Consider the following 26,565-nt stretch of genomic DNA (forward strand, 5'->3'; position numbering starts at 1 on the left):
GTTCCCCCCATGTCCTCTCCTCACTCGACTGTCGCCCGTATTCACGAACATGATGTGGAGCCCGAAGTGGAAACCATCGACGCTCAGAATGACGCCGCCAATACGGGCAAGCGCAAACAGATGTTCACCCGGCTGGGCCTTGGCATTGCCGCGATTGCGGTGGCTTACGCCGCCTATGACGTGCTGATCGCGTCGAACCATGTCGAAACCGACAATGCCTATGTCGGCGCCGATGTGGCGCAGATCACCACGCAGGTGACAGCCCCCGTGCGCGAAGTGCTGGTGTCGGACACGCAGGCGGTGAAAAAGGGCGATGTGCTGGTGCGTCTGGACGACACCGATGCGCGTATCGCTCTGGCCAAGGCCGAGGCCAATCTGGCGCTGACCGAACGGCGGGTGAAGGGGCTGTCGGCCACCGACCTTGGCCTGGGCGCCCAGATTGCCGCGCGCGCCGCCGATGAAGCCCGCGCCGCCGCCAGCCTGACCGCCGCCCGCGCCGATCTGGAAAAGGCCAGCGTGGATATGAAGCGCCGCGAGGCTCTGGCCGCATCCGGCTCGGTTTCGGGTGAGGAACTGACCGTGGCGCGCAGCGCTTTGGCCACCGCGACCGCCAATCTGCGCGCCGCCGAGGCCGCCGTGTCGCTGGCCGGGGCCAACCGCCAGGCCGCCAATGGCACGCGCGAGGCCAACCGCGTGCTGATCGAAAACACCACGCCCGAAACCAACCCCGAAGTCCTTGCCGCTCGCGCCACGCGCGATCAGGCCAAGGTCGATCTGGAACGCACGATCATCCGCGCGCCCTTTGACGGCATTGTCGCGCGCCGCTCGGTTCAGGTGGGCCAGCGCGCCGAGCCGGGCAAGGGCCTGATGTCGGTGGTGCCGGTCAATGCGGCCTATGTCGATGCCAATTACAAGGAAGTCCAGCTTTCCAAGGTCCATGCCGGACAGAGCGTGACGCTCAAGAGCGATCTCTACGGCTCCTCGGTCACCTATCATGGCAAGGTCGTGGGCTTTTCGGGCGGTACGGGCGCGGCCTTTGCCGTGATCCCGGCCCAGAACGCCACGGGCAACTGGATCAAGGTGGTTCAGCGCCTGCCCGTGCGCGTGGCGCTCGATCCCAAGGAACTGGCCGCGCATCCCTTGCGCGTCGGCCTGTCGATGACGGCTGACATCGACGTTTCGAAATGATCGCCGCCACCTCTCCTGACCGGCCCTTGGAGGGGGCGCAATTATGGCTGGTGGTGCTGGCCATTGCGCTGGGCAATTTTCTGGTGGTGCTCGACACCACCATCGCTAATGTCTCGGTGCCCACCATCGCCGGGTCGCTGGGCGTTTCCTCGTCTCAGGGCAGCTGGGTGATCACATCCTATGCCGTGGCCGAGGCGATCACGGTGCCGTTGACCGGCTGGCTTTCGGCCCGGTTTGGCGCGATGCGGGTGTTTCTCACCTGCTATCTGGCCTTTGCGGTGCTATCGGCGCTTTGCGGCATGTCCACCTCGCTGGGCATGCTGGTGGCCTGCCGCGTGGCACTGGGCCTGTGCGGGGGGCCGATCATGCCTCTGGCGCAGACTTTGATGCTGCGTCTCTTGCCGCCTGAAAAGCAGGTGCTGGGCACGGTGATCTGGGCGATGACCACGCTGATCGGGCCGATTGTCGGGCCGGTGCTGGGCGGGACGCTGTGCGATAATGTCGGCTGGCCCTCGATCTTCTTTATCGGCGCGCCGATTGCGGCGGGTGGTGGTCTTTTGCTGATGGCGCTGCTGCGCGGGCGGCGCGATGACATCGTCAAGGCACCTATCGACATGGTCGGCCTTGGTCTGCTGATCGTGTGGGTCGGTGCGCTTCAGATCCTGCTGGACGAAGGCCGCAACCATGACTGGTTCGCCTCGTTCGAAATTCAGGCGCTGGCGGTGATTGCCGCAATCGGCTTTGCCTGCTTCATGATCTGGGAACTGACCGAAAAGAACCCGATTGTCGATCTGCGCATCTTTCGCCATCGCGGCTTTACGGCCTCGGCGCTGACCTATTCGGTGGGTTTTGGCGCCTTCTTCGCCACGGTCGTGATCCTGCCTTTGTGGTTGCAGCAGAACCTTGGCTATACCGCCACCTGGGCGGGCTATGCCACAGGCGTCATGGGGGTGTTCGCCGTCCTGTCCGCGCCCATCGTCGGCCAATTGGCGGCCAAGATGGACCCGCGCAAGATCATCTTCACCGGCATCATGGGGCTGGCCGGGCTTGCCGCATGGCGCACGACCTTCAACAGCGATGTCACCTTCTGGCAGGCGGCTTTGCCCACCTTGATGACCGGGCCTTTCATGGTGATGTTCTTCATCCCCACCATCGGCCTTGCCATGGCCAGCGTCGATCCGGGCGAGGAAGCCAATGCAGCGGGCGTGTCCAATTTCATGCGCACCGTCGCGGGGGCCTTTGCCACCTCGCTGGTGCAGACGGGTTGGGAAAACGAGGCCACCCGCGCGCAGAGCGCGATTGCCGGGGCCATGCCGCAGGGGCAGGCCACCATCGACGGTATGGTCGATGGCGGACAAAGCAACGAAGGCGCCATCGCCTCGCTGACCCAATTGGTTCAGGGGCAGAGCGTGATGGTGGCAACGGTGCATATATTCGCGATTATTGCGGTCTGCTTTGTGGCCGCCGCCATGATCGTCTGGCTGGTGCCAAAGCCCAAGGGGCCGATTGACACGGCCGCCGCGCACTGATGCCAAAAGGGGTCGGAGATTTCCGGCCCCTTTTCAATTTGACCTTGGCTTGACCTTTGCCCCCGCGCCCGATACCCACGGCCCCAAGCGACAGGTTCCCCGCGAGGGGATCAAAAGGGAACACGGGTTCAAGACCCGGGCTGCCCCTGCAACTGTGAGCGGATAGCCATCGGCCCGATGCCATTGAGGGGGTAACCCCTTGAGAAGGCGGCCGAACCGGCATGGACCCGCGAGCCAGGAGACCTGCCTGACGCCGTCGTTTTTCGCTCCGACAGGGTGTGCGGCGCGGACGGGGTTTTCCTCGACAGCGACATTGTGGCTCTGCCGGATGGGCTTTCGGGCGGGATGCTTGTGCATGTCGCTTGGGCGCCTCGGGCGGGGCGTGAACGTCTGGCCGAGGGAATAGTCATGCCCGAATTATATGCGGATTTCCGGTAATGCTGCGCGCGGTGGATCAAGGGCCATGCGTGGTGGTCTGTTCGACATGTCGGGTTTCGGCCGATGCGCGTGAGGACGATGAGGGGCGGCGCGGCGGCGCGTTGTTGGCCGATGCGTTGCGTCGGGCGCAAGAGGGTGATCCGGCTTTGGCCGAGGTCGGGGTGGAGGAAATGCCCTGCCTGTTCGCCTGCCAGCGGCATTGCGTGGTGCAGATCCGCGCGCCGGGGCGGATCGGCTATGTGCTGGGTGATTTTGCGCCCGATGGCGATGCGGCCCGCGCGATCCTTGATTACGCCGCGCTTCATGCGGCCAGCGAGCATGGGCAGGTGCCCTATCGCCAATGGCCCGCGGGCGTGAAGGGCCATTTCATCACCCGCACCCCCCCCGAAGGATTTGTCGTCGCATGACCGCGTTTGCTTGCCCAGCGGATTTCCTTGCCGCGCTTTCGTCTATGCCCGCCGCAGATGCGGGGGCCATCGCCGTCGCCGCCGCGCGTCAGGCGCAATTGACCAAGCCTGCCGGATCGCTGGGCCGTCTGGAGGAAATCGCTCTGTTCATGGCCGGGTGGAGCGGGCGTGAAATCCCCGCGCTCGATCATCTTCAGGGCATCGTCTTTGCCGGTAATCACGGCGTGGCGGCCAAGGGCGTCAGCGCCTATCCGCCCGAAGTGACCGTCCAGATGGTGGGCAATTTCCATCAGGGCGGCGCTGCGATCAATGCTCTGGCGCGGACCTGCGGGGCGCATCTGACGATTGTTCCTATAGATCTGCATCGCCCGACGCAGGACATTTCGGGAGCCCCGGCGATGAGCGAGGAGGAATGCCTTACGGCCCTGAACGCGGGGGCAGGCGCGGTCGATCCGCGCGCCGATCTGCTGTTCGTGGGCGAGATGGGGATCGGCAACACCACCCCCGCCGCCGCGCTTTGCGCGCAGGCCTTTGGCGGGGGCGGGGCCGATTGGGCCGGGCGAGGCACGGGCCTCGATGCGCCGGGCGTGGCCCGCAAGGTGGCCGTGGTGGATGAGGCTCTGGCATTGCATGGTGCCGACATCCGCGATCCGTTCGATGCGTTGCGCCGCTTGGGCGGGCGCGAGATCGCGGCGATGGCGGGCGCGATTGTGGCCTCGCGGGGAATGCGGATTCCGGTGCTGCTCGATGGCTTTATCGCCTGCGCCTCGATCGCCCCCATCGCCGCGGCGGAGCCCGACATCACCGCACATTGCATGGCCGCCCATTGCTCGGCCGAAGGGGGCCATGCCCGCCTGCTGGCCCATCTTGGCCTCGCTCCGCTGCTGCATCTGGCTATGCGACTGGGCGAGGGCAGCGGGGCGGCGGTGGCCGCGCAACTGGTGCGCAGCGCTCTGGCCGCCCATGCCGAAATGGCCACATTTGCGCAGGCCGAAGTGGCCGGGGCCCTGTGAAGAATGGGGTGAAGGCGCGGACGCTCCACCTGATCCGCCATGGCGCGGTGGAGGGGGCGGGGTGCCTCAATGGCCACAGCGATGTGGCGCCCACGGCGGAGGGTCTGATCGCCTGCCGGACGCGCGCCCATGGTTTGTCGGCGGCGCGGGTGATTGCATCGGACCTGTCGCGCGCGCGGATGGCGGGCGAGGGGATTGCGCAGGATCTGGATCTGGCGCTGACCATCGATCCGCGTTGGCGTGAGCTGAATTTTGGCGCGTGGGAGGGCCGAGATCCGGCTGAACTGGGCGGGGCCATCGCGCCATTCTGGGATGACCCGCAGACCAATCCGCCCCCCGGCGGTGAAAGCTGGGGCGATATGCAGGGCCGCGTGGCGCAGGCCTTGCTGGCCATTGAGGAGGACGCGCTGGTCATCACCCATGCCGGGCCGATGCGCGCGGCGCTGGGCCTGCTGCTGGGCCTGACCTATCGCCAGACTTGGGCCTTTCATCTGCCCTATGCCGCGCGGATCAGCCTGCGCCTGTGGGGCGATGGGGCGCAGGTGACGGAATTGATCGCATGAAACATCTGATCCTCGCGCTGCAATTCATGACGCGCCTGCCGCTGCCCGCGATAGAGGCGGACAAGCAGGATTACGCCAAAGCGATGCGCTGGTTTCCCGCCGCCGGGCTGGTGGTGGGGGGCTGCGTGGCGGGTGCCGTCTGGGCGCTGGGGCGGGTCGATCCGTGGCTGGGCGCGCTGGGCGGACTGGCGGCCTGGGTGGGAATGACGGGCGCGCTCCATCTCGACGGGCTGGGCGATATGGCCGATGCGGCGGGCGCGGCGCATAAGGATCCGGCGCGCCTAAAGGCCGTTCTGTCCGACCCCCATATCGGCAGTTTCGGCGCGGTGGCCATCGTCATGCAATTGCTGGCCAAACTGGTGCTGCTCCATGATGTCGGGGATGCGCTCTGGCTGGTGCCGGTGGCTGCGGCGGCGCGGGTCGGGCCGTTGGTCTGGACGCTGGTGCTGCCCTCGCTGCATGAAGGGTTGGGTACGCTGTTTCGCGATGGCGTGGGCTGGCGGCATGTGGTGATGTGGGGCGCTGGGCTGGCGCTCGCTTTGCCCGTTGCGCCTTGGCTGGTGATGGTTGTTCCGGCGATCGCTCTATGGGCGCTTTGGATCAGGCGGCGGATAGGCGGCATTTCTGGCGATGGTCATGGCGCGGGGATTGAACTGGTTGAAACCGCGCTGCTGCTCGCCATGGTCTGCGCGCGATGAGCGAGGGTTTTACCCATCACGGTGGCGCTCTGGCGGCGGCGGCGCGGTATTTCGGCGGCGAGGACTGGCTCGATCTGTCCACCGGGATCAACCCCGCGCCATGGCCCGGCGCCATCGAGGCTGACTGGCAACGCCTGCCCGAACGTGAGGCTTTGGTCGCGCTGGAGGCGGGGGCGGCGGCGCATTTTGGCGTCTCGCCCGACTATTGCTGCGCCGTGCCGGGCAGCGAGATGGCGCTGCGCCTGATCGGGCAATGGATTGGCGCGGGTTCCTATCGCTGGCCCGCCTATCGCACCCATGCTTCGGCCTTTCCCGATGGCGAGGCGGCTGATGGACCGGGCGGTGCGCGCGCCTTTCTGCTGGCCAATCCGAACAATCCCGATGGGCGGATCACTCCTGCGCGGGATTTGCAGGCATGGCATGATGATCTGGCCGCGCGCGATGGCTGGCTGGTGGTGGACGAGGCCTTTGCCGATGCCACGCCCGAGGTTTCGGTGGCGAGCCGCGTTGGCGATTGGCACCGGCTGATCGTGCTGCGCTCCTTTGGCAAGTTTTTTGGCCTTGCCGGCCTGCGCCTCGGCTTTGTGCTGGGACCGGGGCCGGTGGTGGCGATGCTGCGCTCCATTCTGGGCGATTGGCCGCTGGGGGCGGGGGCCTTGGTGGCGGGCGTGGCGGCCTATCGCGATGGGCCATGGATCGCGCAGGCGCGGCGCGATCTGGCGGCGCGGGCGGGGCGGATGGACGATCTGCTGGCGGCTCATGGGTTCAAGGTTTTGGGCGAATGTCCGCATTTCCGGCTGATCGAAGGGGCCGATGGCCTGTTTGACCGGCTGGCGCACCATCGCATTCTGACCCGCCCGTTTGATTACAACCCGCATTGGCTGCGTCTGGGCATTCCGGCGGCAGAGATGGAGTGGGTGAGATTGGCCGGGGCTTTGCGGAATGGCTGATCCGGTGGCGCTGGGAGCGATGGTGCTGGAGGTGGCGCTGGGCTGGCCGGGATGGCTCTATCGTTGGGTGGGCCATCCGGTGGGCCTGTTTGCGCGGATTATCAATGGGGCGCAGCATATCGGCAATCGCGGCGGCGCGGCGGCACGGCGCGTGGCGGGCGTGTTCACGGTGGCGCTGTTGCTGATCGTGGCGGGCGGCGGGGCGTGGGCGCTGCAATATGCCGCCCTGTCGCTGGGGCCTGCGGGATGGCTGCTGGCGGCGGCGATGGCATGGCCCGCGCTGGCGATGCGCAGTCTGGATGATCATGTTCGCGCGGTCTGGCGGGCTTTGAGGATGGGCGATTCGGCGGCGGCGCGGCGGGCGGTGGGGATGATCGTCGGGCGCGATACGGCGGATCTGGACGAAAACGGCGTGGCGCGCGCCGCCATCGAAAGTCTGGCCGAGAGCTTTTGCGATGGCGTGCTGGCCCCGCTGTTCTGGTTGCTGGTGCTGGGCCTGCCGGGGGCTTGGGCCTATAAGGCTTTGAATACGGCCGACAGTATGATCGGCCACCCGGAGCCGGACCTGCGCGATTTCGGCTGGGCGGCGGCGCGGGCGGACGATCTGGTCAATCTGATCCCGGCGCGATTGTCCGGGGTGGCGCTGTGTCTGGTGGGCGGCGGATGGCGGATCATGTGGCGCGATTGCCGCCGCCATGCCTCGCCCAATGCGGGGTGGAGCGAGGCGGCGATGGCGGGGGCGCTGGGCGTGCGCCTTGCCGGGCCGATCAGCTATGATGGCGTCTTGCGCGACAAGGTATGGATCGGCGATGGACCGCCTGCGCGCTGGGAGGATCTGGGGCGGGCGTTGGCGATTTATCGGCGGGCTTGCGTGATGGTGTTTGTGGTCGTGGGGGCAATATGGCTGCGATAATGTTGCAGGGCACGGGATCGGATGTCGGCAAATCGGTGCTGGTTGCCGGGATCTGCCGGGCGTTGGCCAATCGGGGTCTGCGCGTCCTGCCCTTCAAGCCGCAGAATATGTCGAACAATGCCGCCGTCACCGTCAATGGCGGTGAGATCGGGCGGGCGCAAGCGCTTCAGGCGTTGGCGGCGCGAGTGCCGTTGCACACCGATATGAACCCGGTTTTGCTCAAACCTCAGGCCGACCGGACATCGCAACTGGTGGTTCATGGCCGGGTGCGCGGCACGCTGGGTTCTGGCAATTTCCGCGAGGGGCGGCGGGGGCTGCTGCCCGAAGTGCTGGAGAGTTTTGCGCGGTTACAGGACCAATGCGACATTGTGGTGGTCGAGGGCGCAGGATCGCCTGCGGAAATCAACCTGCGCGAGGGCGACATTGCCAATATGGGCTTTGCCCGCGCGGCGGGCGTGCCGGTGGTGTTGGTGGGCGATATTGACCGGGGCGGGGTGATCGCCTCGGTGGTGGGCACGCGGGCGGTGATTGATCCGCAGGATGCCGCGATGATCCATGGCTTTATCATCAACAAGTTTCGCGGCGATCCCGCTTTGTTTACCGATGGTTATGCAGCCATTGAGCAGCGCTCCGGCTGGCGCGGTTTCGGGCTGGTGCCTTGGCTGAGCGATGTGGTGCGCCTGCCCAGCGAGGATGCGGTGGTGCTGGAAAAGGGGCGCCGGATGGCGGGCGACCGGCTGATCGTGGCCTGCCCGATCCTGCCGCGCATTGCCAATTTCGATGATCTTGATCCGCTGAAGATGGAGAGCGGGGTCGAGGTGGTGATGATCCCGCCGGGGACGCCGATCCCGGCGGAGGCGGGGCTGATCGTCCTGCCCGGATCGAAGGCGACTATGGCCGATCTGGCCGCGATCCGGGCGCAGGGGTGGGATATCGACATTCTGGCGCACCATCGGCGTGGTGGGGTGGTACTGGGCATTTGCGGCGGGTATCAGATGCTTGGGCGCAGCATTGCCGATCCGTTAGGCATTGAGGGCGTCCCCGGCGAGGCGGCGGGGCTGGGCCTGCTGAATGTGACCACGGTGCTGGGCGAGAGCAAAATGCTGCGGCAGGTGCGGGGCGAGGCGCTGGGCGCGGATTTTGCCGGATATGAGATGCATATGGGCCAGACCAGCGGCGCGGCGCACCCCTTCGCCCGGTTTGATGATGGGCAGGAGGATGGCGCGATCAGCGCCGATGGGCGCGTGATGGGCACCTATTGCCATGGGTTGTTTGGCTCGACCGATTTGCGCGGGGCTTTGCTGGCGCGGTTGGGGGCGGCGTCGGATGGGGGCGATTATGCCGCCGGGGTCGATGCGGCGCTGGATGCCGTGGCCGCCGCGTTGGAGGAGCATCTGGATATGGACGGGCTGATCGCGCTGGCGCGGGGGGCGGCATGAACTCGTTGCTGATCCTTGGTGGCGCGCGTTCGGGCAAGAGCAGCTATGGGCAGGCGCGGATCGAGAGCATGGCGGGCGATTTGACCTATATCGCCACGGCGCAGGCGTTTGATGCGGAAATGGCCGAAAGGATCGCGCATCATCAGGCCGACCGGGGGCCGCGATGGCACACGTTGGAGGCGCCGCTCGATTTGCCTGAGGCTGTTGCTGCGGCGCAGCATGGGGCGGTGCTGGTCGATTGTCTGACGCTCTGGGTGTCGAACCTGATTTTGGCGGAGCGGGATTGCGACGCGGCGGGCGAGGCCTTGTGCGCGGCGGTGGCCGATTGCCGCGTGCCGATTGCGCTGATCGCCAATGAAGTGGGGCTGGGCATCGTGCCCGACAATGCGCTGGCGCGGCGCTTTCGCGATGCGGCCGGATGGCTCAATCAGCGCCTTGCGAAAACGGTGGATGAGGTCGTGTTTGTAGCTGCCGGATTACCGTTATTTCTCAAGTCCGAAGCGTAAGTGGGTCAATATCAGCTTCCCTCTTTTCTGATCGGTTCGCGCAGCCCTCTGGGCGCCTGAAGGTATGAGCAAAGCTGGGAAGGGCGCGATTGGGATGGGTGCGTTCCGTCATCGCTACGTTCGTCAGGGCTGACCTCTCACAGTCTCCAACCAAAATTTCGCGGCGTGTCACGCTTCGAGTTGACTCGTGTTTAGATAGTAATTAAACGTCGTTTAGATAAAGGGTGAGCCGGCCGATAGCGCGGTACCCAAAAGCCTATGAGGAGCGCGCTCGAAAAATGAGCGGCAAAATGGGAGGAGCGACATGGGTAAAATTTTCAAAGTCATAATGGCCTCAACGGCGCTGGTTGCCTGTTCGCCTGCGCTGGCGCAGACGGCGCCGGGCAAGCAGGCGAAGAGCGATGACAAAGGCGTGCCCGACATTGTCGTGACCGCCAACCGCGTGGAATCCAGCGCTCAAAAGACGCCGGTCGCGCTCACCGTTTACCGCGGCGCGGAACTGACCGCGGCGGGCGTCACCAGCGTTGCCAATCTCTCGCGCGTCGACCCCAGCGTTAATTTCACCGCGCGCAATGGCGCGGGCTATATCGCGGTGCGCGGCATTGCCTCGACGGACGTGACCGAAATCGGCGATCCTTCGGTGCCGATTGCCCGCGACGGGTTTTTCACCAACCGTTCCTTCAGCATCAACACATCCATGTATGACCTTCAGCGCGTGGAAGTTCTGAAAGGACCGCAAGGCACGTTGTTCGGCCGCAATTCCACCGGCGGTCTGGTCAGCCTGATCACCGCGCGCCCGGGCAAGCAACTTGGCGGCTTTGTCACCATCGAGGCGGGCAATTACCGCCAGATGAATGTCGATGCGGCGGTCGACCTGCCCTTGTCGGACAAGGTGCAATTGCGCCTGGCGGGGATTTCCCACCGCCACGACGGCTATCGCGAATTGCTCTCGATCGGTGGACGCGGCGATGATGATGCAACGCTTTCGGGCCGCGCTACGCTGGCCTTTCAACCCTTCGAGAATTTTGAAGGCCTGATCCAGTATCAGCATGACGATATCGACAATGTGGGCGATGTGGCTTTCAATACGACCATCGCCGCCGTGCCGACCAATTACGACCCCAAGCGCTTTGCCAGCTATGCGCCGACCAGCAACCGCCTGACAGGTGATCGCATCCGCTGGGAATTTGCGCTGCACGGCCTGCCGCTGGACGCCACCCTGTCCTATGCGGGCGGCTATGATAAGCAGAAGTGGGCGCACAAGCTGGACGGTTCGGGTTCGGCCTCTGCGCCTGCCACTTTCATTCAGAGCGAGCAGCCCGCGACATGGAACCATGAGGTTCGCATCGCCACGCCGCAGGACCGCATGGTCTCGGCGCAGGTGGGCTATTTCCACTTTGACGAAACCAGCCCGCTTTCGGCCGGTTTCCAGAATCTGTCGGGCGCGTATTCCGGTCAGTATCTGGTTCACTTCAATTATTTGACGAAGACGCAATCGGATGCCGTCTTTGGTCAGTTCGGCTTTAAACCGGCCGAAACGATCCGTCTGACCGCCGGTGCGCGCTATACATGGGACAAGAAGCAGCGGACCGGCGATTCCCAGTTGCGCTGTGATATCGCGGGCATTCCGCCGTTCCTGTATGGCATCATCGGTTGCTCGGGTACGCCGCCGGTCCATCCTGCCACGGATGCGGGCAATATTGCCCAATCCAAGCCGACATGGCTGCTGGGCGTCGACTGGACGCCGACCAACCGCAATATGGTTTATGCCAAATTCTCGACCGGCTATAAATCGGGCGGCTTCAATTCCAACGGTTCCGCGCCGCCCGTGCCCTATGGCGCTGAAAATATCACCTCGTGGGAACTGGGCACCAAGAACCGGCTGCTGGATGGGCAATTGCTGCTCAACGGCGATGTGTTCTATCAGACCTATCGCGGGTATCAGGCGTCGCAGGCCACCCCTGCGGTTTCCAGCGGCAGCGGCGTGTTCAACGTCGGCAATGCCACGATCTATGGCGCCGAAGCGCAGGCCGTGTTCAATGCGGGCGACCTTCGTTTTGAGCTGAACGGCACCTATCTGCACACCGAATTCGGCGCGGGCACTCAACCGATCCTGACCACCGATCCGGCCACCGGCAATGGCATCTCGCGTAATGTGGTCGGGCATCGCCTGCCCAACGCGCCGGGGCTGGCGGTTTCGGCCTCGCTGGAATACCGTTTCGACATGGGCAAGTCGGGGTCGCTCACCCCCCGCATCGACGGCAAATACAGTTCGAACTATTATTTCGATGTGTTCAACGACGTTGATACGGCTCAGAAGAGCTATGCCACCGGCAATCTCAGCCTGACCTATCAGCCTGAGAACAGCAAGTTGCAGATCGCCGTCTTTATTCGCAATTTCACCGACAAGACCGTGTATGCCAGTGCCCAGCGCAACTTTACCCCTACGCCTTTCGTCAACGCCTATCAGTTTCAGGCGCCCCGGACGTTTGGTGCGCGTGTGAACTATTCCTTCTAAACTCGGTTCAAATCCTTACCGTTGGGCCTGCCGAATATCATGCGGCAGGCCCATTTTTCTGTATTTCCAACTCATTGGAGGGAAATCCGTGGCCCAACTGTCCAGATTCTCCGTTCATTGCCTACTTTGCGGCGTCGCGGTGTTTTCGATGTTTGTGGTGGGCGGCCATGGGCGCGCTGCTTCCCCCGATGCCGATCGCATGGAGGAAGGGTTTCGCACCCCGCCCGCTTCGGCGCGCCCGCGGGTATGGTGGCATTGGATGAACGGCAATATCACCAAGGAAGGCATCGCGGCCGACCTTGCATGGATGAAGCGCATGGGCATCGGCGGGGTCCAGAATTTCGATATCGATCTGGATACACAGCAGATTGTCGACAAGCGCCTCGTCTATATGACCCCGCCATGGAAAGACGCCTTCCGCTTTGCCGCCTCCGAGGCACAGCGTTTGGGGCTGGAACTGGCGATTGCCTCTTCGCCCGGCTGGTCCGAAACCGGGGGGCCATGGGTCGCGCCGGAAGACGGGCTCAAGAAACTGGTTTGGAGCGAAACGCTGGCTCAGGGCGGCCGGCGCCAGACTATTCGCCTCAAGCAGCCGCCATCGGTTGCCGGACCTTTTCAGGATCTGGGCAATCAGGTTGAAGTGACGGAGCTGATTTCGGGCGAAACGCCCAAGGCCGGACCTGCCTTTTATCGCGATGTGAAGGTCTTGGCCGTGCCGGTCCCATCGGCTGAGCCATTGCCTGCGCCGCAATTGACCGATGGCGAGGGCAAGGCGCTGGTGGCCGCAAAAGGTCAAAGCGGGGCGCTGATCGCCAATGTCCAGCTTGGGCCGGTGATCGCAAAGACGGCGCCTGAACTCAGACTGGATTTTGGCCGTCCTATCACCATCCGCACGGTCACCCTGCATATTCCGGGCGGCGCCATCCCCCTCATCGGCCCGCTTTTGGCGCCGGTCCTGCAATCGAGCGCCGATGGCAAGGCGTGGTCCGACATCGCCACCGTCCCGCTCGAAGCGACGCCGAGCACGCTGGCCTTCAACCCGGTCACCGCCCGCTATTTCCGGCTGGTGATCAAGCCCGCTCATGCCTCCGCCAATGGCAATCCGGCGCCCGATGAGCACGCCGGCGATCTGGCCATGGACGATGTGTTCGGCAAGGGCATGGGCCGTCTGATCTCCGCGCCTGTCACCATCGGCCTGCTGGATTTGGGCGCGGAAACAAAGATCGACCGCTATGAGGTCAAGGCGGGCTTTTCCATCACCCCGGACTATTACGCGCTTCCTGCCGTGCAGGATGGCGCCACCGGCCCGGCGGCGGACCGCACGCTCGATCTGACCGACCGGATGAAGCCGGATGGCACGCTGGACTGGACCCCGCCGTCCGGCACGTGGAAAATCCTGCGCTTTGGCTCCTCGCTGGTGGGCAAGACCAACCATCCGGCCCCGGCCGAAGCCACGGGGTTGGAAGTCGACAAATATGACGCCGATGCCGTCCGCCGCTATCTTGAGCATTACCTTGCCAATTATCGCGATGCGGCGGGCGAGGGCATGATGGGCGCGCAGGGCGTGCGGGCGTTACTCAACGATTCCATCGAGATCGGCGCGGCCAACTGGACGCCGCGCATGATCGAACAGTTCAAACGGCTGCGCGGCTATGATCCGGTGCCATGGTTGCCGACTTTGGCCGGAATGCTGATGGGCACGCGTGAGGAGAGCGAGCGCTTTCTCTTCGACTATCGCCGCACCCTGTCCGATCTGATGGCCAGCGAGCATTACGGGACCATCGCCGATGTGGCCCATCGCCACGGCCTGAAAGTCTATGGCGAGGCGATTGAGGGCAATCGGTCGAGCTTTGGCGATGACATGGCCATGCGCCGTTATGCCGATTATCCGATGGCGGCCATGTGGGCCTTTCCGGCCAAGCAGGGCCCCGCGCCCTCCTATGTGATCGACGTTCGCGGGGCCGCCTCGGTCGGCCATATTTATGGCCAGAACATCATTGCTGCGGAATCGATGACCGCCGGTATGGCGCCATGGGCGTTTGGCCCCGCCGATCTCAAACATATCATCGATCAGGAATTCGTGCTGGGTGTCAACCGGCCGGTTGTCCACACCTCGGTGCATGTGCCGGTCGAGGATCGCAAGCCCGGCCTGTCGCTGGCCGGGATCGGGCAATTCTTCAACCGCAACGAGAGCTGGGCCGAACTGGCCAAACCCTGGGTGGATTACCTCTCGCGCAATGCCTTTATGCTGCAACAGGGGCGCAACTGGGCCGATGTTGCCTATTTCTATGGCGAGGAAGCGCCCCTTTCGGGCCTGTACGGCACGCGGCCCGTGGCCGATGCGCCCAGCCGTTACGCCTATGATTTCGTCAATGTCGATGCCCTGACCTCGGTGCTGGCCAATGACGGAGATGCGTTGGTCTCGCCCGGCGGTGCGCGCTATCGCGCCCTTTATCTGGGCGGCTCTTCGCGCCGGATGACACTGCCCACCTTGCGCCGGATTGCCCAACTGGTCGAAGGCGGGGCGACGGTCATCGGCATTGCGCCGGAAAGTTCGCCGGGGCTGATGAATGATCAGCGGGAATATGACGCGCTGGTGCGCAAATTGTGGCCCGCCTCCGGTGGGGTGGCCCATGTGGGGAAGGGGCGGGTGATCGCCTCGACCAACATGGACCGGAGCTTGGCGGATCTGGGCATTGCGCCGGATTTTCGCGCCATGGGCGGCACCGACAAGGCCGACATTGCCTTTGCCCATCGCCACCTTGCCGACGGCGAGAGCTACTTTCTGGTCAACCGCAGCGGGCAGACGGAGCGCTTTGAGGCCCACTTCGCGGTCTCGGGCAAGGCGCCGCAATTGTGGCATGCCGAAACCGGCGCGGTGGAGGAGGCGGCCTATCGGATGGCCGGGAACGAAACCATTGTCCCGATGGAGATGAAGGCGGGCGATGCCGTGCATGTGGTGTTCCGCCGCCCCGCCGACAGCGGCGAGCGGCGCATCGCACCGGCCGCCAAGGGGGCGATGGCGACACTGACCGGCCGTTGGGAGGTGCGGTTTGAAGCGGGACGCGGCGCGCCCGCACAGATCGACATGGGGGTTCTGGCACCGCTGGATCAGAATGCCGATCCACGGGTCCGCCATTTCTCCGGCATCGCCACCTATTCCACGAGCTTTGCCCCGCCCAAGGGATGGCGGCCCGGTCAGCCGCTCTCGCTCGATCTGGGCGAGGCGCGCGAAATTGCCGAGGTGTCGGTGAACGGAAAGGCGGCAGGCTCGGTCTGGCGGGCGCCCTATACGGTCGAGGTGGGCGCGCTAACCCGTCCGGGCAAGGCCAACCGCCTCGAGATCCGCGTGGCCAACCTGTGGGTCAACCGCCTGATCGCGGATGCCGACCCTGCGGCGAAGAACAAGGTTTCGTGGACCTCTGTGCCTACCTACAAACCCACTGCCGCCTTGCGCCGCTCGGGTCTGATCGGGCCGGTCACGCTTCAGGCGGGACGGTGAAAATCCGGACAGATAAAAACCGGCGGACCCCGTTGGGATCCGCCGGTTTTTATTGTGTTCAAGTCACGGCTTGCGCGTGATCGTGGGCAGATGGTCGATGGGTTGCAGGGTGATGTTGCGGAAATAGGTTTCCGCGCCTTCCGATTGCAACTGGATGCGTCCTGCCGTCAGCGGGATCACCTTGCCGGTCTTCTCATCCTTGGTGGTCAGCGCGTTGGCCGCCATCACCGGCACCCCATTGACCACATGGATCGAATTGTCGCCATAGACATAGAGGTCGAGCGTGTTCCATTGGCCCAACGGCTTTTCGGCATCGGTGCCCGCATCCACATTATAGGCGGGGAACTGCACCGGCGCCAGCTTGCCCCCCGGCATATAGCGGCGGCCGGGATAGATGATGGCGGGATCATGCGCCACCTCCACCTTGGCCCCCACGCGCCAGTCCACCGTGGTGAAGGAATGCGTGCCCTTGGCATCGCCCACCGTCAGCAACATGCCCACCGAATGGGGCACGATCTCGAATTCCACGCCGGACATCCATGTGCCGAAGAACGCGCCATAGTTGCCATGCGAATGATAGACCACGCCATTGTTGCGCGGCATGGGCATCCAATGGCCGGGGCCCCATTTGAACTGTAGGCGCAGATGGTAATTGCGATAGGGCTGTTTGGTGATCAGGCCGCCGAACAGCTTGCCGCTGGAATAGATCGCCGGGGCGCCGTCCTCCTTCACGACCTTGAAGACGCCATAGGTATCATGGTTGAGGCCGATGGGCTCGCTGCTGGGCGTGCCATAAGTGGTGGCGGGCACGGTATAGCCCAGCCAACTGTCCCAGCCCGACAGATCGCGACCATTGAACAGCGGGACGGGTTTTCCGGCCTTGGGCAGGTTGGTCAGCGTCAGGTGCATCGGCTGATAGGCCGGATCAGCCGCGATGGCCGCTTTCTGCTCGGGGGTGGAGCCATCGGGCGGCCCCTCCTGGGCATAGGCGGGGGTAAGGGGGGCCGTCAGCAAAGTGCAGCCCAGCAGTGCCTTGCGAAAAAGCATCAAATATCTCCAATTGGATCAAAAGAGGGGCGATCAGGACGCATCGGCGTCCAGCGGGGCCAGATGTGGCTTTGGCTGATCCACCGCATCGGCCAGATCGAAGGGCGATGGCGTCAGCGCGATCAGATCGGCATCGGCCACCGGATCAATCGGGTCCGGGCGGCGGCACCGGGTCTGCATGGTGATCGCTTGGCCGATACGGGCCGATTGCGCGATGGCTTCCATCACCTCGACCGCATGGACGATGAAGTCGGGTGCGGTACGGTGCTGGCGGCCATGGCGCAGCGCAAGGACGAGATCGGTCAGCCCGACGCCGCGGTAATCGGCCACGGGCTGGCCCGCGTGGTTCAGGCGATTGGGTTGGGAAAAGGGCAGGTCATGGCCGGGCAGGGCGGAGCGCCCTTCGCCGGGGCGGAGCAGCGATGGCTCGCCGCTGAAAAAGATCGGGTCGGCCAGCGAGAGAATGCCCTGCGCGCCATAGAGTTCGCCCGGCCGCTGGATCGGCGCCACCACATCGAGCGACATGGTCAGATTGACGAAGCCGGTTTCAAATTCCAGCGTGGCATTAAAGGTGGTGTCGACCTCGACGGTAAAGGAGGTTCCCGCCAGCGGACCACGCCGGATGGTGCGCTCTGCCTGCCCGCTGCCCGATGCGGCGAACACGCGGCGCACCGGCCCCAGCAGATGCAGCCACATCGTGATATAGTAGGGGCCGACATCAAACGGCGGCTCGCCGCCGGGTTGATAGAAGGCCGCCGGATTGGGGTGGAAATGTTCCAGCCCCGGCAGGCCCAGCAGCGATGTGCCGAACACCGGGCCGCCGATGGCGCCGCCGTCCAGCGCACGGCGCGCGGCCTGATGAGCGCTGCCATAGAATGTGTCGGGGGCCGATCCGATCAGGACGCCGCGCGCCTCGGCCCGTTCGGCCAGTTCCTCTGCCATTTTGCGCGACAGGGCGAAGGGCTTTTCGGAATAGACATGCTTGCCCGCCTCGATCGCGGCGCGGTTGATTTCTTCATGCGCGCTGCCGGGGGTCAGGTTGACGACCAGCTCGATCGCGTCATCGGCCAGCAATTGCGCCACGCCGGACCCGGTGGCGCCATAGGGCGCGGCGATGGCCTGGGCCTTGTCGCGGTTGCGGGTGGCGATTTTGCGCAGCGTCACGACCGAGGAGCGCGCAATGGCGCCCAGATACACCGGACTGATATCGCCTGCACCGATCACGCCGATGCAGACCGGATCGATAGCCATAATTTCTCTCCCGTATCGTTATCTAAACAACGTTTAAATAAATTCGTTTCACTGTCAATGGCGAAACTGTGTCTGGCGATCGAACAGGGAGGGATGGCGCCGCAACGCAAGGGAGAAGCCGCGCCTGTCGGCCTCCCCTGCGCGCATTTGACATCGCTCGCCCTTTAATCTAAACAGTGGTCAGATTAAAGGGCGCTGCTCCATCCATAGCTTGGCCCGAACTGCGGGGCGCGTCGGTAAGGGCGTCTCCCGCGATTTGCCCGAAGGTTGAGGTTTGTCATCATGAAGAGCCCAGTGGCGTCTGCCCCACTGTCGATATCCTTGCATCGTCATGGCGAGGCGGCGGCGGAACTGTCGGCGCGGCAAAAGTCGCTGGCGTTCTTTACGCTGCTGGCCGCTCTGGCGCTGGAAATCATCGACCTCACCATCGTCAACACGGTGCTGCCCGCCATTGAACATGACCTGCGGGCCGGTTCTGCTCAGTCGCAATGGGTGATCGCGGCCTATTCGCTCAGCTTTGCCGTGCTGTTGATTCTGGGCGGGCGGCTGGGCGATCTGTTTGGCGGGCGGCGCATGTTCCTGCTGGGCGTGGGCGGGTTTACAGCTTCGTCGCTGCTCTGCGGTCTTGCCGCAACACCGGACCATCTGATCGCGGCGCGGGCGCTGCAGGGCATGACCGGTGCGATGATGGCGCCTCAGGTGATGACCATGATCCAGTTGCTCTATGATCCGGTGGAGCGCATCGGGCGGATCGCGTGGTTTGGCGTGGTGGGCGGCCTGTCGGCCATCGTCGGGCCTTTGCTGGGCGGGGTGTTGATCGCGCTGAACCTGTTCGGGCTGGGGTGGCGGGCGGTGTTCCTGCTGAATGTGCCGATCGGCTTGTTGGCGGTGCTGGCTGGGATTGCCCTGCTGCCGCGGGCCGAGCGTCACCCGGATCGCAGGATCGACCTTGTCGGCACGGTGCTGTTTGGCGCGGGCCTGTTCGCCTTTCTTTTTCCGATGATTCAGGAAAAGCGCCATGGTTTTGATGCGGCGATGGTGGCGTGGTGGCTGGCCGCGCTGGGTTTGGCCGGGGCAGGGCTGATCCATCAACGCCGCCGTCAGCGCAAAGGGCAGGCCACCGTGATCGAGCCGGGCATGTTCGCCAACGACACTTTTCGTCTGGGCGTCCTGATTTCACTGGGCTTTTCGGCCGCCAACACGGGTTTTCTTTTCGTGTTCGCCTATGCGCTGCAACGCGACCTGGGCTTTTCCGCGCTGCAGACCGGCCTGTTGCACGTGCCGTTCAGCGCCGGGGTGATGTTTGCCATGGCCTTTCTGGTGCGCCGGTTTCTCGCGCAATATGGCCGTCTGGTGCTGATCGTTGGGGCCATCATCATGGGCGCGGGGTGCATGGGCATTCTGGGGTGGATGGCTCTTGGCGCTGTGCGGCCGGTGCTGCTCATTCCGGTTCTCCTGCTGGCCGGTGTGGGCATGGGGCTGGTTTCGGGGCCTTTGGGCGCGGTTTCGGTGGCGCGGGTCGAACGACAACAGGCCGGATCGGCCAGCGGCATCATCAAGACTGTCCAGCAGATGGGCGGGGCGCTGGGCATTGCCTTGGTCGGCTCGGCCTATCTCCGGTTTGCCGAAAACGGGCGCGGCGAGGCCGCAGCGCTTGCCGTGATGCTCGCCCTGCTGGCGCTGTGCCTGTTCTGGGCTGCGCGGCTGCCCAAGGAAATTTTCCCGCGCCAGGCGGGTTGAACATCAAACCATTGAAGAAAAGGAGAGTTTCAGGTGGAGGATCGCTTCAAATACGGCGTGTCTCTTTACAGCTTTACCGAGGATTTCGGCAGCGTCATGTCGATCGAGGAAGGCTTTGACCATATTGCCGACACGGGCGCCACGGGTATCGAGATCCTGGGCGAAACCCATGTCACGGGCTATCCCACGCCGGACAAGGCATGGCTGGACCGCTGGTTCGGCCTGCTGGACCGTACCGGGCTGGAGCCGACCAACATGTGCTCGTGGGTGGACACCAAGCTGCGCCTTGGCCAGTCGCTGTCGGTCGAGGAAGGGGCGGCAGAACTTACCCGCGACCTGACGCTGGCGCATCAGTTGGGCTTCAAGTTTTTGCGGCCCAAATTCGGCGTGATCTCCGCCGATCTGGTGCCGGACCCGATCTGGGCGCCTGCGGTCGAGCGCGTGCTGGATCTGGCGCACAAGCTGAACATCGTGATCTGCCCTGAAATCCACTCGCCCACGCCCATCAACCATCCGGTCGTCCATGGCTATATCGATTTCATCGAACGCACCGGCACCAAGAACTTCGCCTTGCTGATCGACACCGGGATTTTTCAGGATCGTCCGTTGAAAAGCTGGGTGCATGAAGTGCCCGAAGGCGACAGCGACCATGCCAAGCTGATCAACGGCATGAAGGTGAACCCGGAGGAACTGGTGGGCATCGCGCCCTACATCGCCTTTATTCAGGCCAAGTTCCACCACATCGACGACAACCTCCATGATGAGAATATCCCGTGGGAAAAGGTGATGCCGGTGCTCAAGCGCATTGGCTACACCGGCTATCTGTCGAGCGAATATGAGGGCGTGCGCGAGCCGTGGGTGGCGATCGACCAGGTGCGCCGCCAGCATGTGCTGCTGCGCCGACTTGAGGCTGCCTGCGACGCCGTGCCCGCCTAATCCCCCTTCAGGATGACCATCATGTATGAATTCCAATTGATCCAAAGCACCGGTTTTCGCAACCATGGACCCGAGGGCGCGCGCGACGGCGTTGAAGTGCGCCTGCGCCTGCCCAATTATCGCGGCATGCGCCTCTCGCTGCTGGACGGTATCGACGTTACGCTCGACGGCGAGTTCTTCAGTCACGAAGTCACCAGCCTGATCCTGGGCGGCACGGTGTATGACCTTGCCGCCATGCGCGATGCCACCACGGTGCGCTGGGCGATGGGCGAACATGCCAGCGTGCTGGTGCCCAAGCCGGGCGGGCTGCTGCCCGGCATTCATCATGTCAAGGTGGCGGCTCTGGTGCGCTCGCCCTATTTCCCGCCGCATCTGCAACCTTTGCCGGTGCATGGCGAGCGTCTGGCCACCATCGTGCTGCCCTGACGGGTCAGGGGCCGGTCAATTCTGGCTGGCCCCGGTTCGATTTGCTGCTAAGGGAACCGGCATATCGCAGGAAAGACATCATGGCGGAAAAGAAGCCCTATCACCGTGAAAATCTGAAACGGGATCTGTTTGAGGCAGGGCGGGACTTTGTGCAGAAGCACGGCCACCATGAGCTTTCCATGCGCACGCTGGCCCAGTTGGCAAGCGTATCGCCGGGCGCCGCCTATCATCACTTTGCCGATCGGCGGGCGATCCTTCTGGCTGTGGCGATCGACGGTTTCGAACGGTTGCTCAATCAGGTCATCGAGCCGCAGGAAACCGAGCTTTCGCCGGTGGAGATGATCAAGGCCGGAGCATCGCGCTTTGTCCGCTTCGCCTTGGAAAACCCCTACCTGATCGAACTGATGTATGAGAGCGAGCTGACCCGGCCCCAGATCGATCCTGCATTGCATCACTATCAGGAAATCAGCCACGCCAAAGGGGTGGCCGTCATCCGGCAATTCCTGCCCGATATCAGCGACAAGGAAGCCGACCTGCGCAATATCACCTTGTGGACGTCGATTTATGGTCTGGTGTCGATGATCAACAAGGGCATCATCAGGCCGTTCGAGAATGGCAAGGCCACCATTGACGACATTTCCGATTGGGTGCTTGAACGCGCCGCCCGCAGCACGATCGGCGATTGAGCAAGGACACTAACAACAACCTTCCTGATTGCCCCAGTGCCGCTGTCGGCTGGTGTGGCCGATGCCGGGGTTCAGCCGGTTGCCGGGGTCCAGAGCCCGATAATGGGCGGCCAGCTCCGGCCCGGCCTGATAGAGATGCCCGACATTGTGTTCCGCCGGATAACGCGCTCCGCGTTCATCCAGCAGGTGCCACATGCGATGCTCCAACGCGATGGGGTCGACGCCGGGTTTCAGCACGTAATCCTGATGAAAGACGTGGCAGAAGAAATGCCCGTAATAGAGCGACTTGTCGATGCAGGCGGCCATGTCGGGGGGCAATTGTTCGCACCAGTCGCGTTCATTGCGGCGCAGCGCAACGTCCAGCGCGATGATCTCGCCCACCGCCGGGGCGTGCATGGCGCGATAGCGCAAGGCCGCGCCCGCCACGGCAAAGCGATGCAGAAACGCCTTTTGCGCCTCCGCCGGCGTACATTCGAACAGATCGCCATGGGCGCTGGGAAACAGCGATGCGAGCAAGACGCGCGCCTCTTCGATCCCCTCATCGGCGACCTTGAGGATCAGGTGATGTTCGAAGCGGTCGCGCCACTGGCGCATGCGCGGCGGCAGATGTTGCGGCAACAGTCGGCTGACGGCCTGCAAGACCCGATCGGAAACATGGTCGGGCAGCCACCGCAGCCTGTCTCCCAGCCGGTCCAGCCGGTTTTTCAGCGCGAAGAACAGCGGCAGGCGGTCCGTACCGAACCGTTCGATGGCGACGAACACGTCCTTGCCATAGGTGGCCGCGACATCGAACGCCTCGCGGTGGATGTATTCGCCCGAGACCGGCAAATGCCGCAATTCGCCCAGCGCCCGCCGCCGCAGCATATCCAGTTCGGCCGGATCATTCGTGCCGATATAGAAGGTGGCGGTGCGCTGATCCTTGGGGAATGTGTCGAGCCGCACGGCCAGCACCATCAGCTTGCCCGCGCAGCCCGATGCTTCGAACAGGCGCGTGGCATCGGCGTTGAAGCGGGCGGGGGAAGGGGCATCGACCGCCCGCACCCGCTCGGCATAATCGGGCGTGGAGGCCGCGCCCGGGGCCGCCACCGCCGCGAACCGGCCCTGTGCTACCGCGCCCAGCATCGTTTCGGCATCCACACCCAGATCGATGCCCAGATGGTTGATCAGTTCCACCCGCCCGTCCGCCGTGGCGCGGGCATAAAGCGCCAGTTCGGTATAGGCAGGGCCGCGCCGGATCAGCGCGCCGCCCGAATTGTTGCACACGCCCCCGATCACCGATGCGCCGATGCAGGAAGAGCCGATCACCGAATGCGGCTCGCGCCCGATGGGGGCCAGCACACGCTCCAGTTCGAACAGGGTGGCCCCGGCAAGGCACACCACCTGCTCGCCCGCGCCCAGCAGGTGGACGCCCTTGATCCGCATGGTGTTGATGATGACAACCGGGCGATCATAGAGCCCATCGGGCGTCGATCCGCCGGTAAGGCCCGTGTTGGCGGCCTGCGCGATCACAATCACATCGGCCGCGACACAGGCGGCGAACACGCGGAATTGCTCCAGCGGGGTGGCGGGCCGCACCACGGCCAGCACCGGCCCTGTGCCATAGCGATAACCGGTGGCATAGGGCCGGGTTGCGCTGTCCTGTGTCAACACATGGCGTTTGCCGACGATGGCGGCGAGCTGATCGAGCAGGGTCCGGGGCATTAAACCATTCATCTCACTGGGCATAGGGCCACGCGGCGCGGGTGAAGACGCCGCCATCGACCCACAGGGTCTGGCCGGTGACAAAACGCGATCCGGCGCCGGCAAAGAACAGCACCGCGCCGAGAAGATCCTCGGGCGTGCCCACCCGGCCCAGCGGGGTGATGGGCGCCCATGTCGCGGCATAATCGGGCGCTTCCTCGGCCGTGCGCTCTGTGGCGATGGCGCCGGGGGCCACGCAATTGACCGTGATGCCATAGCGGCCCAGTTCCACCGCCGCTGACTTGGTGAACTGCTCAATCCCGCCCTTGGATGCGGTGTAATCGACAAGGTTGGGGAAGGCCAGCTTGTTGCAGCCCGAACCGATGTTGATGATCGAGCCGCCTTGACCGGCATCGGCCATCAGGCGGCCCACGATCTGGGTATGCAGGAAACAGCCCTTGAGATTGGTGCGGATCACGTCATCCCAACGCTCTTCGTCCAGATCGAGCAGGGGCGACCATGTCTGGATGCCCGCATTGTTGACCAGCAGTGTGGGCACCGCGCCCGCCCACGCCACCGCCTGCGCCACAAAGGCCTCCACCTGCGCCTTGATGCCCACATCGCATGGCAGGGCCAGCGAGGTCAGCCCTTGGGCTTCCAGCGCCTGCACACTGGCCTGCGCGGCGTCGGGCGAGGAGCGATAGCTGAAGGCCACCGCGTAACCCGCCCGCGCCAGCGCGCCCACCAGATAATGCCCGATGCCGGTGCTGCCTCCGGTCAGGATGGCAAGGGGCCCTGAAACAGGCTGTGTCACAGGCTCATTCCTCCGTCGATCACCAGATTGCTGCCGGTCATGAAACGCGCTTCGTCACTGGCCAGCAGGACGGCGGTGGCGGCGATCTCTTCGGCCTGGCCCATGCGCCCCATCGGTTGGCGCGCGATGAAGGCGGCCCTTGCGGCTTGCGCATCGCCCGTCGCTGCAAAGCGCTGATGCAGCGAAGGGGTCTCGACCGTGCCGGGGCTGATCGCGTTGCAGCGGATGCCCCGGTCGATGAAGTCGCGCGCCACCGACATGGTCAGGCCGATCACCGCCGCCTTGCTGGTGCCATAGGAAAAGCGGTTGGGCGCGGCCATCACGCTGGAAACCACCGAGGCGACATTGACAATCGAACCATCGTCGCGCGCCAGCATCGCGGGCAGGAACGCCCGGATCATCAGGGCCATCGAGCGTACATTGACGCTCATGCTGCGGTCGAAATCCTCCATCGCGCCATCCAGAATGGTGCCATGCGCCACCAGCCCCACACAATTGACGAGAACACCCACGTCGCCCAGCGCGGCTGCCGCCTCGGCCACGGCGGCTTCGTCCGTCACGTTGAGCGGCAGCCGTTCAATGCCGTCGGTGGCGGGGGGCGTGTCATCAAAGCGCAGATCCGCCGCGATGACCCGCGCCCCCTCGGCGGCAAAGCGCTCTGCGATGGCGCGGCCGATGCCCTGCGCCCCGCCTGTGACAAGGCAGGTCTTGCCCTTCAGTCGCCCCTGCATGGCCATCAGACCCCGTCATTCCATGAACGCACGGTGTGGCGCTGGCTGCCCAGTTTTTCGATGCCCAATTCCACCACATCGCCTTCCTTCAGGAACACCGGCGGCTTCATGCCCATGCCCACGCCCGGTGGCGTTCCGGTCGTGATGATGTCGCCGGGGAGGAGGACCATGAACTGGCTGACATAGCTGACGATGGTGGCGCAATCGAAGATCATGGTGCTGGTGTTGCCGGTCTGCATGCGCTGACCGTTCACGTCCAGCCACATGCCAAGGTTCTGCCCATCGCCCACCTCGTCGCGCGTGACCAGCCAGGGGCCCACGGGGCCAAAGGTGTCGCAGCCCTTGCCCTTGTCCCATGTGCCGCCGCGCTCCAGCTGATATTCGCGCTCGGACAGGTCGTCGCACACGACATAGCCCGCCACATGGTCCAGCGCCTTGTCCTTGTCGACATAGGCGGCGCGGGTGCCGATCACGATGCCCAGTTCGACTTCCCAGTCCATCTTCTCCGATCCGCGCGGACGGCGCACGTCGTCATTGGGGCCCTGAATGCAGGATACGCCCTTGGTGAACATGATCGGTTCGGCCGGGATAGCCATTCCGGCTTCTTCGGCATGGTCGGAATAGTTGAGGCCGATGGCGATGAACTGGCGCGTGCCGCAAAACGGTGCGCCCAGACGCGACGCGCTGTCGACCACAGGCAAGGCTTCGACATCAAGCGCCTGCAGCGCGGCCAGACGGTCGGGCGCCAGCCAGTCGGGCGTGATGTCTGCGACATGGGCCGAAAGGTCGCGCAATTGCCCTTGCGCATCAATCAAACCCGGCTTTTCCGCGCCGACAGCCCCATAACGTACCAGTTTCATAGAATTCTCCAAAAATAGACGTGATTTCTTGATTGAGGATCGCCGTGGCGCCCCCATGCGGATGGTCATGGCGCGTGTTGCAGATAGGCAAGACAGGCGAGCGCCAATTCTTTCCGAAACGCGGCCCAATCGATCCACCGGGCAGAATCGCGCGTCGCCCCCAGCCCGAATTCCCGCGCCAGCGCCGCAAAGATCAGGCGGAAGGCGACGTCCGCCTTCGCCCGCTTGCGCGGCCCGCCGATTTCTTCGGGAAAGGCCAGAAAGATCTGCATGGCGGCGGCCACCGAGTGTTCCGCCTGAGCCTTGCCGATATCGGACAGTTCCCGATCATGTTCGGCGCGGTTCATCGCGGTACGCAGGATCAAGGCGTTCGCGGCCAGAAGGTGCCCATACCCTTCAATGTACAGCGCGACCGCCTCAGCCAGATTAAACGCCTTGTTCAGAACGTTTCGGATCATCTGCTCCTCTTCTGCGGCAATCCTGTCCAGCTCAAGGCTTAGCACAGTGCGGATCAGCCTGTCTTTGGATGGATAGCGCAGATAGATCGAGCCAACCGAAACCTTGCCGGCAAGGGCGACATCCTTCAGCGTGAAATCGTCGCTGCCATGGTGGGCGATCAGTTGGCGCGTGGCGGCAATCATGCGTTCATGGCTGGCCTTGCTGCGGTCCTGCTCGGGCAGTTTGGCCGCCGCTGCGGGGTGTTCTGGATCACCATGGAATGATGGCATGG

General features: G+C 64.2%; 23 protein-coding genes and 1 riboswitch. Of the genes, 16 read left to right on the forward strand and 7 right to left on the reverse strand.

Going from position 1 to position 26,565, the window contains the following annotated elements; genetic code table 11:
- Positions 1-9: 9 nt before the first annotated feature.
- The 12 genes from GGR38_RS04940 (at position 10) to GGR38_RS04995 (ending at position 15,664) form a co-directional block, all read left to right on the forward strand.
- Entirely contained in the window at positions 10-1,188 is a 1,179-nt protein-coding gene (locus GGR38_RS04940; protein WP_183623294.1) for an HlyD family secretion protein, read from the forward strand.
- On the forward strand, positions 1,185-2,717 hold the full coding sequence (locus GGR38_RS04945) for a DHA2 family efflux MFS transporter permease subunit (protein WP_183623295.1): 1,533 nt from the start codon (positions 1,185-1,187) through the stop codon (positions 2,715-2,717). The genes GGR38_RS04940 and GGR38_RS04945 overlap by 4 nt, the downstream gene beginning before the upstream one ends.
- 75 nt (positions 2,718-2,792) lie before the next feature.
- Positions 2,793-2,982: riboswitch (cobalamin riboswitch) on the forward strand.
- 172 nt (positions 2,983-3,154) lie between these two features.
- Positions 3,155-3,562, forward strand: coding sequence for a DUF1636 domain-containing protein (locus GGR38_RS04950; protein ID WP_183623296.1), 408 nt, complete (start codon positions 3,155-3,157; stop codon positions 3,560-3,562).
- Positions 3,559-4,575 carry a nicotinate-nucleotide--dimethylbenzimidazole phosphoribosyltransferase gene (cobT, locus tag GGR38_RS04955; RefSeq protein WP_183623298.1) on the forward strand — a complete coding sequence of 339 codons (1,017 nt, stop codon included), beginning with the start codon at positions 3,559-3,561 and terminating at the stop codon, positions 4,573-4,575. Before GGR38_RS04950 ends, cobT begins: the two co-directional genes overlap by 4 nt.
- Complete coding sequence (locus GGR38_RS04960; protein ID WP_343058985.1) at positions 4,572-5,138, forward strand: histidine phosphatase family protein; 567 nt, start codon at positions 4,572-4,574, stop codon at positions 5,136-5,138. The genes cobT and GGR38_RS04960 overlap by 4 nt, the downstream gene beginning before the upstream one ends.
- Positions 5,135-5,836 (forward strand): adenosylcobinamide-GDP ribazoletransferase, encoded by a 702-nt coding sequence (gene cobS, locus GGR38_RS04965; protein ID WP_183623300.1) that lies wholly within the window; start codon positions 5,135-5,137, stop codon positions 5,834-5,836. Before GGR38_RS04960 ends, cobS begins: the two co-directional genes overlap by 4 nt.
- Positions 5,833-6,786: an aminotransferase class I/II-fold pyridoxal phosphate-dependent enzyme gene (locus GGR38_RS04970; RefSeq protein WP_183623302.1), complete on the forward strand. Its 954-nt coding sequence runs from the start codon at positions 5,833-5,835 to the stop codon at positions 6,784-6,786. Before cobS ends, GGR38_RS04970 begins: the two co-directional genes overlap by 4 nt.
- Complete coding sequence (gene cbiB / locus GGR38_RS04975) at positions 6,779-7,699, forward strand: adenosylcobinamide-phosphate synthase CbiB (protein WP_183623303.1); 921 nt, start codon at positions 6,779-6,781, stop codon at positions 7,697-7,699. The genes GGR38_RS04970 and cbiB overlap by 8 nt, the downstream gene beginning before the upstream one ends.
- On the forward strand, positions 7,687-9,138 hold the full coding sequence (locus GGR38_RS04980) for a cobyric acid synthase (protein WP_183623305.1): 1,452 nt from the start codon (positions 7,687-7,689) through the stop codon (positions 9,136-9,138). Before cbiB ends, GGR38_RS04980 begins: the two co-directional genes overlap by 13 nt.
- The gene (gene cobU, locus GGR38_RS04985) at positions 9,135-9,644 is read left to right on the forward strand and encodes a bifunctional adenosylcobinamide kinase/adenosylcobinamide-phosphate guanylyltransferase (protein ID WP_183623307.1); all 510 of its coding nucleotides are present in this window, start codon (positions 9,135-9,137) and stop codon (positions 9,642-9,644) included. The genes GGR38_RS04980 and cobU overlap by 4 nt, the downstream gene beginning before the upstream one ends.
- Before the next feature lie 304 nt (positions 9,645-9,948).
- Positions 9,949-12,162: a TonB-dependent receptor gene (locus GGR38_RS04990; protein WP_183623309.1), complete on the forward strand. Its 2,214-nt coding sequence runs from the start codon at positions 9,949-9,951 to the stop codon at positions 12,160-12,162.
- 148 nt (positions 12,163-12,310) lie between these two features.
- Positions 12,311-15,664, forward strand: a complete 3,354-nt coding sequence (locus GGR38_RS04995; RefSeq protein WP_221227021.1) for a glycosyl hydrolase — start codon at positions 12,311-12,313, stop codon at positions 15,662-15,664.
- Between the two features lie 63 nt (positions 15,665-15,727).
- On the opposite strand, the gene GGR38_RS05000 is transcribed toward GGR38_RS04995, so the two are convergent.
- Both GGR38_RS05000 and GGR38_RS05005 read right to left on the reverse strand, forming a co-directional pair.
- Positions 15,728-16,711 (reverse strand): 3-keto-disaccharide hydrolase, encoded by a 984-nt coding sequence (locus GGR38_RS05000; RefSeq protein WP_183623313.1) that lies wholly within the window; start codon positions 16,709-16,711, stop codon positions 15,728-15,730.
- 33 nt (positions 16,712-16,744) lie between these two features.
- Positions 16,745-17,962, reverse strand: a complete 1,218-nt coding sequence (locus GGR38_RS05005; RefSeq protein WP_183623315.1) for a Gfo/Idh/MocA family protein — start codon at positions 17,960-17,962, stop codon at positions 16,745-16,747.
- 294 nt (positions 17,963-18,256) lie between these two features.
- On the opposite strand from GGR38_RS05005, the gene GGR38_RS05010 reads away from it, so the two are divergent.
- The 4 genes from GGR38_RS05010 (at position 18,257) to GGR38_RS05025 (ending at position 21,750) form a co-directional block, all read left to right on the forward strand.
- On the forward strand, positions 18,257-19,702 hold the full coding sequence (locus GGR38_RS05010) for an MFS transporter (RefSeq protein WP_183623317.1): 1,446 nt from the start codon (positions 18,257-18,259) through the stop codon (positions 19,700-19,702).
- A 33-nt stretch (positions 19,703-19,735) separates the two neighbouring features.
- Complete coding sequence (locus GGR38_RS05015) at positions 19,736-20,638, forward strand: sugar phosphate isomerase/epimerase family protein (RefSeq protein WP_343058986.1); 903 nt, start codon at positions 19,736-19,738, stop codon at positions 20,636-20,638.
- A gap of 21 nt (positions 20,639-20,659) precedes the next feature.
- The gene (locus GGR38_RS05020; RefSeq protein WP_172340381.1) at positions 20,660-21,064 is read left to right on the forward strand and encodes a C-glycoside deglycosidase beta subunit domain-containing protein; all 405 of its coding nucleotides are present in this window, start codon (positions 20,660-20,662) and stop codon (positions 21,062-21,064) included.
- An 80-nt stretch (positions 21,065-21,144) separates the two neighbouring features.
- Positions 21,145-21,750, forward strand: coding sequence for a TetR/AcrR family transcriptional regulator (locus GGR38_RS05025; RefSeq protein ID WP_183623319.1), 606 nt, complete (start codon positions 21,145-21,147; stop codon positions 21,748-21,750).
- A gap of 9 nt (positions 21,751-21,759) precedes the next feature.
- Here the strand turns inward: GGR38_RS05025 and dld are convergent, their stop codons facing one another.
- From dld to GGR38_RS05050, 5 genes are all read right to left on the reverse strand, one after another.
- Complete coding sequence (gene dld / locus GGR38_RS05030; protein ID WP_221227008.1) at positions 21,760-23,451, reverse strand: D-lactate dehydrogenase; 1,692 nt, start codon at positions 23,449-23,451, stop codon at positions 21,760-21,762.
- 13 nt (positions 23,452-23,464) lie between these two features.
- On the reverse strand, positions 23,465-24,244 hold the full coding sequence (locus GGR38_RS05035) for an SDR family oxidoreductase (protein ID WP_183623323.1): 780 nt from the start codon (positions 24,242-24,244) through the stop codon (positions 23,465-23,467).
- Positions 24,241-24,981, reverse strand: a complete 741-nt coding sequence (locus GGR38_RS05040; protein ID WP_343058987.1) for an SDR family oxidoreductase — start codon at positions 24,979-24,981, stop codon at positions 24,241-24,243. The genes GGR38_RS05035 and GGR38_RS05040 overlap by 4 nt, the downstream gene beginning before the upstream one ends.
- The gene (locus GGR38_RS05045; RefSeq protein WP_183623325.1) at positions 24,981-25,835 is read right to left on the reverse strand and encodes a fumarylacetoacetate hydrolase family protein; all 855 of its coding nucleotides are present in this window, start codon (positions 25,833-25,835) and stop codon (positions 24,981-24,983) included. Before GGR38_RS05045 ends, GGR38_RS05040 begins: the two co-directional genes overlap by 1 nt.
- A 65-nt stretch (positions 25,836-25,900) precedes the next feature.
- A complete protein-coding gene (locus tag GGR38_RS05050; RefSeq protein ID WP_183623327.1) occupies positions 25,901-26,563 on the reverse strand; it encodes a TetR/AcrR family transcriptional regulator in 663 nt (220 codons plus the stop codon).
- Between the last annotated feature and the right edge of the window lie 2 nt (positions 26,564-26,565).

The sequence above is a fragment of the Novosphingobium sediminicola genome, from assembly GCF_014196525.1.
GTDB lineage: Bacteria > Pseudomonadota > Alphaproteobacteria > Sphingomonadales > Sphingomonadaceae > Novosphingobium > Novosphingobium sediminicola.